This is a genomic window from Paenibacillus sp. FSL L8-0340, assembly GCF_038593145.1.
Lineage (GTDB): Bacteria > Bacillota > Bacilli > Paenibacillales > Paenibacillaceae > Paenibacillus_AQ.
Window position 1 is genome coordinate 5,841,634 of sequence record NZ_CP151967.1, and the last position, 13,993, is coordinate 5,855,626.

The 13,993-nt window shown below is 51.1% G+C and carries 11 protein-coding genes; all 11 read right to left on the reverse strand.

All coding sequences use genetic code 11. The features are described from left to right. Positions 1–49: 49 nt before the first annotated feature. The 11 genes from NST07_RS26815 to gpr all read right to left on the reverse strand — a co-directional run bounded on the left by NST07_RS26815 (position 50) and on the right by gpr (position 13,978). A protein-coding gene (locus NST07_RS26815) for an IS3 family transposase (protein ID WP_342480166.1) occupies positions 50–1,608 on the reverse strand; the annotation gives its coding sequence in 2 pieces (ribosomal slippage) (positions 50–975 and positions 975–1,608; 1,560 coding nt in all). A gap of 199 nt (positions 1,609–1,807) precedes the next feature. Continuing rightward, positions 1,808–2,932 carry a molecular chaperone DnaJ gene (gene dnaJ, locus NST07_RS26820; protein ID WP_038595483.1) on the reverse strand — a complete coding sequence of 375 codons (1,125 nt, stop codon included), beginning with the start codon at positions 2,930–2,932 and terminating at the stop codon, positions 1,808–1,810. Positions 2,933–3,052: 120 nt separating this feature from the next. Continuing rightward, complete coding sequence (dnaK, locus tag NST07_RS26825) at positions 3,053–4,888, reverse strand: molecular chaperone DnaK (protein ID WP_341095587.1); 1,836 nt, start codon at positions 4,886–4,888, stop codon at positions 3,053–3,055. Between the two features lie 103 nt (positions 4,889–4,991). Further along, on the reverse strand, positions 4,992–5,576 hold the full coding sequence (gene grpE / locus NST07_RS26830; protein ID WP_342480510.1) for a nucleotide exchange factor GrpE: 585 nt from the start codon (positions 5,574–5,576) through the stop codon (positions 4,992–4,994). Positions 5,577–5,625: 49 nt separating this feature from the next. After that, positions 5,626–6,657, reverse strand: coding sequence for a heat-inducible transcriptional repressor HrcA (gene hrcA, locus NST07_RS26835; RefSeq protein ID WP_341095591.1), 1,032 nt, complete (start codon positions 6,655–6,657; stop codon positions 5,626–5,628). A gap of 187 nt (positions 6,658–6,844) precedes the next feature. Continuing rightward, positions 6,845–7,336: an N-acetyltransferase gene (locus NST07_RS26840; RefSeq protein WP_052092669.1), complete on the reverse strand. Its 492-nt coding sequence runs from the start codon at positions 7,334–7,336 to the stop codon at positions 6,845–6,847. A 92-nt stretch (positions 7,337–7,428) separates the two neighbouring features. Beyond that, complete coding sequence (gene hemW, locus NST07_RS26845; RefSeq protein WP_341095593.1) at positions 7,429–8,601, reverse strand: radical SAM family heme chaperone HemW; 1,173 nt, start codon at positions 8,599–8,601, stop codon at positions 7,429–7,431. A 182-nt stretch (positions 8,602–8,783) separates the two neighbouring features. Further along, entirely contained in the window at positions 8,784–10,598 is a 1,815-nt protein-coding gene (lepA, locus tag NST07_RS26850) for a translation elongation factor 4 (RefSeq protein WP_341095595.1), read from the reverse strand. A 202-nt stretch (positions 10,599–10,800) separates the two neighbouring features. Beyond that, a complete protein-coding gene (locus NST07_RS26855; protein ID WP_342480511.1) occupies positions 10,801–11,295 on the reverse strand; it encodes a hypothetical protein in 495 nt (164 codons plus the stop codon). A 90-nt stretch (positions 11,296–11,385) separates the two neighbouring features. Continuing rightward, positions 11,386–12,777 carry a stage II sporulation protein P gene (spoIIP, locus tag NST07_RS26860; protein ID WP_341379563.1) on the reverse strand — a complete coding sequence of 464 codons (1,392 nt, stop codon included), beginning with the start codon at positions 12,775–12,777 and terminating at the stop codon, positions 11,386–11,388. A 190-nt stretch (positions 12,778–12,967) separates the two neighbouring features. Further along, complete coding sequence (gene gpr, locus NST07_RS26865; RefSeq protein ID WP_341379564.1) at positions 12,968–13,978, reverse strand: GPR endopeptidase; 1,011 nt, start codon at positions 13,976–13,978, stop codon at positions 12,968–12,970. Positions 13,979–13,993 lie beyond the last annotated feature (15 nt).

Here is a 13,993-nt window from a genome sequence, read left to right on the forward strand (position 1 = left end):
AAACTGAACTGCACCCCGTCAAGTAGACAGCGTAAATAATAAAAGATCCTTAAGCGGCCTTAGTCCTGAATTCATTGGGACTGAGGCCGTTTAGTTTTGCCTGTAACCGTTCGTAATTGTAAAAATGTATGTAATTATCAATGTCTTGTTGGAGCTCTTCAAAGGTTTGGTAGGTATGCAAGTAGTACTTCTCACATTTGAGTGTCCCCCAGAAGGATTCCATGGGTCCGTTATCAATACAGCAACCCACCCGGGACATGCTTTGCGTTAGTTCTGCCTCGTCCAGCATCTGCTTAAAGTGCAGAGAGGTATACTGGAAACCACGGTCGCTATGAAGTAAGGGGTGGGTCTCTGGTGCTGCCTGCAAAGCCAACTCCAGCGTCTTAAAAACCAGCGAATTATTATTAGAATGACCCAGAACGTAAGCAACAATGGACTTGTCATGTAGATCTTTTATTGCACTTAAATACGCCTTCCGCCCGTTACCATATTTAAATTCCGTTACATCGGTTACCCACTTTTGGTTTGGCATTTCCGCCTCGAATTTACGGTTCAGTACGTTCTCTGCAACCTGCTGAGGCGCAGAGCCTACGTACTTCTTCCTCTTTCTGCGGATGACGGACTGGATGCCTTGGAGCCTCATGAGACGGTACACTCGCTTCGCGTTAATGACTCTACCCATTTGTCTGCGCAAATGCAGGGTCAATTGACGATACCCAAAGATTCGTTCCACCTTCTCATACAGGAGAAGCATGGCCTGTGTAAGTTTCACGTTGTCGGTCTCCCGGGAACTGGGTTCACGATTCAACCATTTGTAGTAGCTTGACCGTGAGATCCCTGCGATGTTACACAAAAGCTGAATAGAGCAAGACTCCTCTTGCTGAACGGCCTGAATAGCCAGGTAGATGTTCTCCTGACGAACGTGACTTAGCGTCTCCTCCTTTCGAGTTCCTCTAACTTTTTTAGAAAAGCATTCTCTGCACGCAGCCGCACATTCTCATATTCCAGCTTTTGCATCGCGAGTTTGTGGCGATCTGCTTCTGTGAGCTCTTCAGGTGCTTTGGTACGTCCTCTGCCGTCTCGTAATGCCTCTTCGCCGCCTATTTCGTACTTCTTCACCCAGCTATATATTTGTTGGTAAGAAACCTGGAAATGGTTTGCTGCCTTTGTGTAGTCTTGTCCATTCGACAGGCAGTACAGCACGATATCCATCCGTTCCTGCCAAGTGGTTACGCGTCCTTTGGTCATAGCTCTAGTTCCTCCTGAATTAGCTGTTAAGCTGCTGCTATGACCATTATACTTCTTAATCCAGTTGGCGAGTTGGGTTCGACTTGCGATCTTATACTTGTCGATGATTTGATATTGCGACAATGCCCCCTCCATATAATCTTTAACGGCCTGGCGCTTAATTTCCACAGTATATTTTCGGTTGCAGGACCGGACTTCCAGCCCCTCAAAACCGTACAATTGATAACGTCGTCGCCACTTCACTAGAGATGTTTTAGATAATCCGTACTTTCGAGCTGCAGCCTTGAGCCCGATCTGGCCGCATTCAACCTCTTGGAGAATCGTTAATTTTTCAAATGCTGTAAACTTCTTTTGTTCCATAAAAATACTCCCCATACAGTAACAGGTTTTTATTATTTCACCTGTCTACTATATGGGGAGCATATCAAACTTCAGGAGGTACAGCCGTTTTTGTCTGTGCAAGTGAAGTCTCAAGCACTCCATTCATTACAATAAAATAGCCCCCTAACCTCCGCACAGCGGAAACAGGGGGCTATTAAGGTTATCATGAGTGAATAAATCAGTCCCCGCGGAATGCACGTTTCACACGGTCAAAGAAGGATTGCTCCTGCTCATGTGTGTTCTCTCCATTGTAAGAAGCGAACTGGCGGAGCAGATCCTTCTGCTCTTCACTTAGTTTGCTTGGAGTGACTACGATGACACGGACATGCTGGTCACCTGTTCCGTTGCCGCGCAGGCGTGGCACACCTTTGCCCTTCAGACGGAAGAAGGTGCCGGTCTGTGTTCCGGCAGGAATCTTAAGCTTTACTTTTTCCGTCAAGGTAGGAATCTCGATCTCGTCGCCAAGCGCTGCCTGAGCGAACGTAAGCGGAACCTCGCACATGATGTCATCATTCTCACGCACGAAGAAATCATGGGTCTTCACGCGGATCACAATGTACAAATCGCCGGCAGGGCCGCCGCGTGTGCCGCCTTCGCCTTCTCCGGTCATGCGCAGCTGTGCGCCGTCATCGACACCGGCCGGAATGCGCACATGAATCTTACGCTGCTTCTTGACCTTGCCTTGACCTCCGCAAGTAGTACATTTTTCCTTAATGATCTTGCCTGTGCCGCTGCAATGGGAGCAGGGACGGCGGTTGCGCATTTGTCCAAGCGGTGTATTCTGCACGAATTCCTGCTGGCCGCTGCCGTGGCATACGGAACAGGTCTCCGGTTTGGTACCGGGTTTAGCCCCGGAGCCGAAGCAGGTATCACAGGACTCTGTGCGTGGAATGGTAATGTCGGTTTCTTTACCGAATACCGCTTCCTTGAATTCAATGGTCATCGTGTATTGCAAATCGCCGCCGCGCTGGGGAGCATTCGGATCACGCCGTCCGCCTCCGCCGCCGAAGAACATATCAAAGATATCGCCAAGTCCGCCGAAATCTCCACCTCCGCCGAAGCCGCCCCCCATTCCCTGGTTAGGATCAATATGACCATACTGGTCATAACGCGCCCGTTGCTGGCCGTCGCTCAGCACGTCATAGGCTTCCTTCACTTCCTTGAATTTCGCCTCGGCGTCACTGGCTTTGTTAACGTCAGGATGATACTGTCGCGCCATCTTGCGGTACGCTTTTTTCACTTCTTCGTCTGAAGCATCTCTACCGAGGCCCAGAACCTCATAATAATCGCGTTTGTCTGCCACTGCTTTCACCTCCGTACATCAATTTCCATAATCCCTGTAACATGTTAAAAGGAAAGCCAAAACACGGGATGCCCCGGTTTTGACCTTCCCTTCTTACAGAAATACATTTATCGTATAAGGTTACCCTTGATTCTTCTCGTCGTCAACAACCTCGTAATCGGCATCAACAACATTATCTTTCTTCGCACCCTCTGGAGCACCTTCAGCACCCTGTTCAGCCTGTGCAGCCTGCTCATACAACTTCACGGACAACTGCTGAACAATCTCTGTCAGCGCTTCTGTAGCTGCATTGATTTCTTCCAGGTTGTCAGTTTCCAGTGCCGCTTTGAGCTTATCCTTGGCTTCGTTTGCTTTCTCAACTTCGGAAGCATCCACTTTGTCGCCGAGGTCTTTGATCACTTTATCTGTGGAATACACGAGCTGGTCAGCGGAGTTCTTGGCTTCTACCAGTTCTTTACGCTTGCGGTCTTCCTCAGCGTGCAGTTCGGCATCCTTCATCATTTGTTCAACTTCCGCGTCGCTCAGGCCGCTGGAGGAAGTGATCGTGATCTTCTGGCTCTTGTTCGTGCCTTTATCTGTTGCGGATACATTTACGATACCGTTAGCGTCAATATCGAAGGTTACTTCGATTTGCGGTACGCCGCGCGGTGCCGGTGGAATCTCGTTCAGCATAAAGCGTCCCAGCGTCTTGTTGCCGTTCGCCATTTGGCGTTCGCCTTGCAGGACGTGAATTTCTACGCTCGGCTGGTTATCAGCAAAGGTCGAGAACACTTGCGATTTACTTGTAGGAATCGTAGTGTTGCGCTCGATCATCTTCGTGAACACGCCGCCTGCAGTTTCAATACCAAGGGACAGTGGAGTTACGTCGAGCAATACAACGTCTTTCACGTCGCCGGTCAATACGCCAGCTTGAACAGCAGCACCGAGGGCTACTACTTCATCCGGGTTAACGCCTTTGTGCGGCTCTTTGCCGGTAAGCTTCTTGATGGCATCCTGTACAGCAGGAATACGTGTGGAACCGCCGACCAATACGATACGGTTAAGATCAGCCGGAGTCATGCCAGCATCGTTCAGCGCTTGACGTGTAGGTCCCAGTGTGCGTTCTACCAGGCTGGCAGTCAGCTCATCGAATTTAGCACGGGTCAGGTTGATCTCCAAGTGCTGAGGCACTCCGTCAACGACAGTGATGAATGGAAGTGATACTGTAGTTGTCAGTACGCCGGAAAGCTCTTTTTTCGCTTTTTCCGCAGCATCCTTCAGACGTTGTACAGCAGCTTTGTCCTTGCTCAGGTCAATTCCTTGCTCTTTCTTGAATTCTGCTACGAGGTAATCCATAACCAATTGGTCGAAATCGTCACCGCCGAGACGGTTGTCACCGCTGGTTGCTTTTACTTCGAAGAAGCCATCGCCCAGCTCAAGGATGGATACGTCGAACGTACCGCCGCCAAGGTCATAGACGAGGATCGTTTGGTCTTCGGATTTCTCCAGACCGTAAGCAAGCGCCGCTGCTGTCGGCTCGTTGACGATACGCAGCACTTCCAGACCGGCGATTTTGCCCGCATCCTTCGTAGCCTGACGCTGACTGTCATTAAAATATGCAGGAACTGTAATAACCGCTTGGGTTACTGTCTGGCCCAGATATGCTTCTGCATCGGATTTCAGCTTCTGAAGAATCATCGCCGAAATCTCTTGTGCGGAGTAATCTTTGCCGTCAATGCTTTCTTTGTGGCTCGTACCCATGTGGCGTTTAATCGAAGCAATTGTACGGTCAGGGTTCGTAATCGCCTGGCGTTTCGCTGTTTCGCCGACGATGCGCTCGCCGTCTTTCTTGAAGCCTACAACCGAAGGGGTTGTACGCGCGCCTTCCGGATTCGGAATAACAACGGCTTCGCCGCCTTCCATAACGGCAACGCAAGAGTTGGTGGTTCCAAGGTCAATACCGATAACTTTACTCACTGTAATGTGCCTCCTCAAAAATGATATGGAGCCCTAGCTCCTATAATAGTTATTTATTTATTATGATCATGCAGCAGGGTGATACCCGGCTATATAGACAGGACTACATGCTGACTTTGACCATGGCGGGACGAAGAACTTTATCTTTCAGGAGATAGCCCTTTTGGACCTCCTCCGTCACGATACCTTCCTCGTGCTCGTCGCTCTCCACCTGCATAATGGCCTGGTGATATTCAGGGTTAAAAGGCTGTCCTACTGTTTCCATGGCTGTAAGTCCTTCGGACTTCAATACCCCTTCAAGCTGGCGGAAAATCATGTTCACACCTTTGCCGAAGGCCTCGGATTCTGTACTTGCCGAAGCCGTGGCGAGTGCACGCTCGAAATTATCCAGTACAGGAAGCAGTTCACCGACCAGCTTGGAAGTGGCATATTGCGCCAGCTCTTCCTTCTCCTTCTGCGTACGGCGGCGGAAGTTGTCAAAATCGGCTTGCACACGCAGCGCGCGCGCTTGATATTCCTCAGCCAGCTCCTGCAGGCGCTTTTCACCGCTGCCCGAAGCCTCCCCGCTGGTCTCTTCCCCCGTAAACGAACCGGTCTCCTGTGCTGCTTCTGCTTCATCGGCTGCCTGGTTCTCATTTATAGCCTGATCTTTAATTTCATTTGAATCTTGCACTTGATCCTCTTTCAAGTTGTCTTCACCTCCTTAAAATCAGTCACGTTAATCTTTAACACTCTGTTCACTTATACCAGTGTGCCAGCATTGCTGTCAAATCCCGGGACAGAATCCCCAGTATGCCCATTACTCGTGCGTATTCCATCCGGGTCGGGCCAAGGATGCCAATGCTTCCCAGCGGCTTGCCGTCGAGCGAATAAGTAGCGGTAATCAGACTGCAATTGGCGAAGGCCTCATGCTTATTCTCGGTACCAATCCGCACCTGCATACCGGTTCCGCCGGATGCGGGGGCCAGCATTTTGAGCAGGGTCGGCGTTTCCTCCAGCAAATCCAGAATATTCTTGACCTTGTCAACGTCCTTGAACTCCGGCTGGGTCAGCATATTCGTCGCCCCGCTGAGATAAATGCGCTGTTCATGATCGCTTTCCAGCGCCGTGTCCAGTACCTTCATTAATTCTTCATAATGGGAGATGTGGCGCTGCATTTCCTCCCCAAGCTCGGAATAGAGCTGGCTCTTCAGCTTGTAGAGCGGTACGTTCACCAGCTTGCTGTTCAGCAGATTAACCACTTTCTCCATTTCGGAGAGGGAAATCTCCGGAGGGATCTGAACCGTACGGTTCTCGACCTGTCCAGTGCTTGTAACGATGATCGCCACGGCGTTGTTATCATCGAGCGGAAGCAGCTGAAAATGGCGCAATGATGTATGAAAAACCTCCGGTCCCAGCAGGATGGAAGTATAATTCGTCATATTGGAAAGGATCATTGCCGCATGTTGGATTACCTGCTCCGTCGCATTCAGCTTCTCTGCGAAGAAAGCGCGGATCGTGCCCATTTCTGCCGACTCGGCGGAATTCCACGGTACCAAATGATCCACATAATAGCGGTAGCCTTTATGGGAAGGAATTCTTCCTGCCGATGTATGGGGCTGCTCGAGATATCCTAAATCCTCCAGGTCGGCCATTTCGTTGCGGATAGTAGCAGGACTGTAGCCTACATCCCCCCGTTTGGAAATGCTGCGCGAGCCCACTGGCTCAGCGGAAGATATATAATCATCAACGATAGCGTTAAGTATCATTCTCTGGCGTTCGGTTAACATGTAATTCCCTCCTATCGGCTGTGGCTCCGATTCGTTAGCACTCTGGTCAGATGAGTGCTAACCACTAATACAAAAATACCAAACTGACCTTGACATTGTCAAGTCAGTTCAGCATAAGGTGTGCAATCCAGGAATGAGTACTTAATATCAGCTTCTATATTTATGTTACAGGCTGCTTGCAGCCCGGTTAATTCAGCATCTTAAGCACGGCGATTTCGTCGCAGGCATTCTGCTTCTTGCAGTTAACGCAATCGGTCCATACCTTCTCGGGGAAGATTTCTTTCTCTACGACAGTGAAGCCGTTTCTGAGGAAAAAATCAACCGCATAGGTCAAGGCCATAATCTTCGGAATTCCCTGACGCCTTGCTTCTTCCGTCAGCTTCTCCAGAATCATTGAGCCTACTCCCTTTCCCTTGCCCTCATCACGCAGACCGAGGGAACGAACCTCGACAAGATCATTGCCCAGTCTGAAAAGCGATCCGCAGCCGACAAATGTGCCGCCGATTTCAGCGATCACAAACTGATCAATCTGGCGGGCCAGCGCTTGCCTGGAACGGGGCAGCATGATACCGCTCTGAGCGTATTCTTCAATCATTAGAAACAGCGGTTCAACATCCTCCACTGTAGCATTTCTGCATATCACCTTCTGGTCTCCTGCAGGAACCGAATGGCGGATCATTTCCGTTTTGACAAGCACTTTGACTCACCCCTCGTTGTTAATATGAATAAATATACAACAGAGTGAATTACAATTCAAGGGGTATTTTAAAATTAAACCTCTGTCAAAGCACCGACAAATTCACCAAATACATCATTCCCGAACAGGATTCCCTGCTTGCTCAGACGGTAGACGTCCCCATCCTGCTCAAGCAGCCCGGCATACAGCATTTTATGCAGTGAGTCCGCAAAAACAGTCTCCAGCGATTTGCTGAACTGAGACTTAAACGCCCGGTCCGACACGCCTTCACGCATGCGCAGACCGACCATCATGAAGTCCTCCATCGCCTCCTGTTCGGAGATCGGGAAGGAATCCAGCCGCGGCAGCCCGCTGCGCGAAGCCTCGATATAAGGATTGACACCCTTAATATTCATATGCCGCTGCCGTTTCACATATCCATGCGCCCCCGCGCCCAGGCCGTAATAATCTTCATTGCGCCAGTACGTAATATTGTGGCGGCTTTCCATTCCCGGCTTGGCGAAGTTGCTGATCTCATATTGTGTGTAACCCGCAGCCTCCATCGTTGACATCAGCAGCAGGTACATCTCCAGCTCATCCTCTTCACTTGGCAGCGGAAGCTTGTTCTTGTTAAACAGCGTGTGGAACAGCGTGTTCTCCTCCACCTTCAGGCTGTAGATGGAATAATGGGGCAGGTCCAGCTCCAGCGCCTTACGGATGCTTTCTCTAAGCATATCCACCGTCTGGTTCGGCAATCCGAACATCAGGTCAACAGAGAGATTATCCAGTCCGACCGCGCGTGCGTTTTCCAGGCTGCGGTATACATCATCCACATTATGAATCCGTCCGATGCCGCTAAGCAGCTCATTCTGGAAAGCCTGGACACCAAAGCTGACCCGGTTGACCCCGCCTTCTTTCATTACCATTAGCTTATCCTTGTCCGTAGTTCCGGGATTTGCCTCCATCGTGAACTCGATATTCTCATCCCACTGCGGGAAATGCTTGCGTACTGACTTCAGAAAATAGGCCATTTCATCCGGCTTCAGCACCGTCGGTGTTCCGCCGCCGACAAAGATCGTCTTGATAACACCCGGAGGGGTGTTCTTCACCGTCAGTTCCATCTCCCGGTCCAGGGCATGCAGATAATCCATCACCGGCTGGTCCTTCAGAACATAGGAATTAAAATCACAATAAAAGCACTTGTTCGTGCAAAACGGGATATGAATATATACGGCCTCAGGGGGACGGCCATTGTTTACTGTGTTCATAGCTGTCTCCTTACTATACTAAAGTCGTCAGCAAAGCTGACTTGATTATAGAAAAATCTTGACGCCTTTATATTGGAAAGGCCTTGATCTTCCCGATATCCATACTTCACTTATCACAAAAGGGAAGCCTGACGGCTTCCCTTGCAGAGCAATCACTTGCCATTGACATCCTTTAAGACGGTTTACTCGTCAATCTTCAGCACGGCCATGAACGCTTCCTGCGGCACCTCAACGCTGCCGACCTGCTTCATGCGCTTCTTGCCTTCCTTCTGCTTCTCCAGCAGCTTCCGCTTACGCGAGATGTCCCCGCCGTAGCATTTGGCAAGAACGTTCTTGCGCATCGCCTTAACAGTCTCCCGGGCAACAACCTTCGTGCCGACAGAGGCCTGAATCGGCACCTCGAACATTTGCCGCGGGATGATGCCGCGCAGCTTCTCGCAAATGATCCGCCCGCGGTTGTACGCGCGGTCGCGGTGGACGATGAACGATAGGGCATCGACCTGCTCTCCGTTCAGGACAATATCCATCTTCACAAGGTTGGACTGGCGGTAGCCGGAAATTTCATAATCGAAGGAAGCATAGCCCTTCGTGCCTGACTTAAGCTGGTCGAAGAAATCATATACGATTTCCGACAGCGGAATCTGATAAGTAATCGTCACCCGATTGGAATCGAGATACTCCATGTTAACGAATTCACCACGTTTATTCTGGCACAATTCCATTACGGTACCCACGTAATCATTCGGGACGATTATCGCGGCCTTAACGTACGGCTCTTCCACGTAATCAATAGTACCAATCTCCGGATAATGCGACGGATTATCGATCTGAAGCATTTCACCGTTGGTCAGCATAATCCGGTAAATAACGCTCGGTGCTGTCGTAATCAGCGGCAGATTGAATTCGCGCTCAATCCGCTCCTGAATAATCTCCATATGCAGCAGTCCGAGGAAGCCGCAGCGGAAGCCGAAACCGAGCGCGCTTGAGCTTTCCGGCTCAAAGCTGAGCGACGCATCATTAAGCTGGAGCTTCTCCAGCGCTTCGCGCAGGTCGTTGTAATCCGATGTTTCGATCGGATATAGACCGCAATATACCATTGGATTGATCTTACGGTAACCAGGCAGCGGTTCCGGGGTTGGATTCTTAGCATCCGTCACTGTATCCCCGACACGGGTGTCGCCTACATGTTTGATTCCGGCTACGATAAAGCCGACATCGCCGATGTTAAGCTCATCGACAATGGCCATGCGCGGCATAAACGCCCCGACTTCAATAACCTCGAATACCTTCTCGGTTGCCATCATCTTGATCTTGGAACCGGTACGGATCTTTCCGTCCATAACACGGACATAGACGATAACGCCTTTGTACGGATCATAGTGAGAGTCAAAGATCAATGCCTTCAGCGGTTCTTCAGAGTTGCCGGTTGGTGCAGGAACCTGTTTGACGACCTGCTCCAGAATTTCCTTGATGCCGATACCGGCTTTGGCAGAAGCAAGTACTGCTTCACTGGCATCCAGTCCAATCACATCCTCAATCTCCTGCTTAACCCGTTCCGGGTCGGCGCTTGGCAGATCAATTTTGTTGATAACCGGAAGAATTTCCAGGTTGTTGTCCAATGCCAGATACACGTTAGCCAGCGTTTGCGCTTCAATCCCTTGCGCCGCATCCACTACCAGCAAAGCGCCTTCACAGGCCGCAAGGCTGCGGGAAACCTCATAGGTGAAATCGACGTGTCCCGGTGTGTCAATCAGGTTGAGCAAGTAATCCTGGCCGTCGTCAGCACGGTAGGTGAGACGCACAGCCTGCAGTTTAATTGTAATCCCGCGTTCGCGCTCCAGATCCATCTGGTCAAGCACCTGCTCTTGCATTTCGCGCGAGCTGAGTGCACCTGTATACTCAAGAATACGGTCAGCCAGTGTCGATTTACCATGGTCTATATGTGCAATAATCGAGAAATTGCGGATTTGTTGTTGTCTTTTCTGAACGTCAGTCATTCCTTACCCCCACAGACAGCCTAATGTTAATCCACTTATTATAACAGTACGCGCTTCCCCCATCAATCCCGTCCCCCGCAGGAAAATAAAGAAAAGACATCCGGTTGATGTCTTTTCATATAAGGCCTATGTTATAAAGGCTCTTCCTGGCCTTTACAGCTGCAATGAATAAACCGGATGCATTCTTCGTGCGGGGTGCCTGTCACTCTTCGACAGAGTCAAACAGGGAGACTACCCAGCGGATGCTTTTTTGCGAAGCCTGCTGCAGCAGGCCTGCCGTCTTATCCGCCAGCACATCCACTCCCCTGTTTTGCTCCTCCGGAATCAGAATCTGCTCCGGGGTCAGCGTGCTGTAATCCTTCACTTCCTGCTGCGGGAGCTGCCCGGTGCCATTAGGTACCACGGTTTGCGTGTGGACCCCCGGAAGCACCGTGTAAGCACCTGTTGCCGGATCTATAGCAACGGGCACATAAACGTAGGCCTGCCCACCCTTAACGGCTCCCGCCCCTGTTCCAGTCATGGCGGATGCTCCTGCTGCTTGTCCGGTCTGGGGGGTCCCGGATATTCCGTTCCAGCCCGGCAGCACCGCGGAGTTCTTAGCGACGCTGCTGCCAAAGCCCCCAAACTGCATACCAATTAATATGCCGATTCCCGCCCAAATTCCGACTATCGTCAGTTTTTTCCCGAACCGCGACATAGCTGTCACTCCTTTTAATACTTGCTGATACTTGCTGATACTTGCTAATGCTTGCTGTAAAACCAGCCCACTTAAATAGCACTTTATGAATTAAGAAACGCCGCCTGTGCTTTTTGCTCCCTGGACGCCCTCAGCTCCGCTTTCCTGCGTCTGAATATCGGCGCTTTTGCCCGGGACGGCAGCTTTTTCGGCGTCATGGCTGCTCCAGTACACATCGGCGATGGCATCGGCTAGAACGTCTGCTGTACGTTTCAGCTCCTCGGCAGTATTGTCAATTCCGCCCACCTCAATCAACACGCTGTTTGGTGAAAGACTCTGGTTATACTCCCCGTTGTTTCCGTTTCCGGACGACTTGCCCCAGATGCCCCGAGAGAGACCCGGATAGCTTTTCTCCAGCAGCTGATGAATCTCGTTGGCGAAAGCCTCATTTTTCTTCCAGTTCTTATTCGCATGGCCAAGAATGAAATAGACCTGGGCGTAGCTTTTGCCTCCGATCTCTGCAGTCGTTTTGCCATGGCGCTGTGAATCTCGGTGTATATCGATCAGCTCAGTCATTTCCTGATTCCCGGCAAGCGCTGACTTAATGGTCATCCGTGAATATTTATAGGAAAAATTCCAGCTGTAATCCGGTACCTTCGTCGCGTAATCCTCCTGTGCATGCACCGTTCCAATTCCCCGCTTTTCCAGCCGCTTTGTTATATATGATCCTACCAGCATTACATTTTTGGAAGGCACGCCGGAGCTTGGATTGTCGCTTTGCACCCCCAGCAGAGGATTGTAAGCCTCGCGGGGATGGGAGTGGTAGACCAGAATGCGTTTAATTGATGTATCCTGCACATTCCCCCCGTTATCACCCGGGCTGCTGTTGCCCCCGTTTTCTCCGGTCTCGGAAGAGTCAGGCATCGCCGTAGCCTCAGGCTGCGGAGACGCCTCTGTGTCCGGGTTGTCTGTGCCTTCCGCCGGAGATGGACCGTGTTCATCCACCATACCCTCTGCGCCAGTCCCTGTTCCGCCGTCCGAGGCCAGCTCATCACTGCCCGGATGATAATCAGCCGGTGCTCCCGTAGCGCCGCCTGAGCCTTTACGGAGCAGGAAAGGATCATCCGCTGCCAGCCCAGGCACCTCACGCGAGAGCAGACTCTTCGGATCACCGGGATCGACGCTTGTCAGCAGCCGGAACACGAAGGAGGTGACCTTTGGGCCCGAAAATGCCGAAGGCTCGTCCCCTTTAGGCAAATGCGGAACCTCCATGCCCAGAAGCTCCATAAAGAATCCGCTGGAAAGCGAAGCAGCCAATCCTTTCATAGAAGGAATGGGTGAAGAGTTCAGCTTCTGTCCGGCTAATCCACCGGCTCCAAGCAGCATGAAAAACACAAGTGAACCTCCGGCCAGCAGCAGCATTGTTCTCCCCAGCGACAGAACATCCAGCAGCTTTCCCCGCAGCCGGCCGATATTCCACAGCTGAAACCATTTTCTGTTCATTATTGTTATGTCCTCCTCCAGCCCTCTGTAATCTCTTATATTTCAAATCTATGAGCCAGGGAGGAATACTAGAACCGAAAAAGAGATAAGTAGAAACAGCAGCGGTGGAATCTGCCAGCCGGTAACAGAAGAAAACCCGCACAGGCTTTGCCGTTCGGCAGCCTGTACGGGCTCTATATTCAGGTGAAAATTAATGCGTGTAGGCTCCGACATTGCCTGGATCCACGGCTTCATGCAATGCAGCATTCAGCCCGCTGGCAACGATATTGGCAATTTCCTCAATAAACTCATCGATTTCCTTAGGGGTAACAATCAGATCATGTCCCAGCGGCTCAAGCACTTCCTTGACCAGCGCAAGCCGCTCCTGCTCGGAGATATCATCCAGCATACCCATGATTTCTTTCGTATGGGCTGCCCCGTCTCCAACCTGTGCAAAGTGATTCTTCATCATCTCCAGCACATTATTGACGATGGTGGACGCGTAACAAACGGTAGGAACGCCGATAGCAATGCAGGGAATCCCCAGAATCTCCCGGGTCAGTCCACGCCGTTTATTGCCGATTCCCGAACCCGGATGAATCCCGATATCGGCAATTTGAATCGTCGTATTGATCCGCTCAAGTGAACGGGAGGCCAGTGCATCAATCGCAATAATGACATCCGGCTTCGTGCGGTCTACGATCCCTTGCACAACCTCGCTCGATTCAATGCCGGTCAGTCCGAGCACACCCGGGGCAATCGCACTCACATTGCGGTAGCCGGGAGAGACCTGATCCGGAACCAGTTCATAGAACTGTCTCGTAACCAGCGCGTTCTCCACCACCAGCGGACCGAGCGAGTCTGGAGTTACATTCCAGTTGCCCAGTCCCACTATTAGCACGGAGGAGTCTTTGTTGATTCCGATCCGGTTCAGGAACTGTTCAAATTCGCGGGCAAACACGGTGGACACCTTCTGCTGCAGACCGGTATCTCCGCCGCGAAGCGCCGGAACTTCCAGCGTCACATAATTTCCGATCGCTCGCCCGATAGCCTGTGATCCTGCATTATTAGCTACTCCAAGCCGGGTTACCTTGATTCCGCCCTCTTCTTCCACCTCTTCATTCACACCGGGAATCGGCGTTTTTTGCGGTCCCTGGGCCATTTCCTTTGCCTCTACCGCCAAATCCGTACGTACCGAATACAGCTGAAGATCCAGTTCCATTGATAGTTCAGCCTC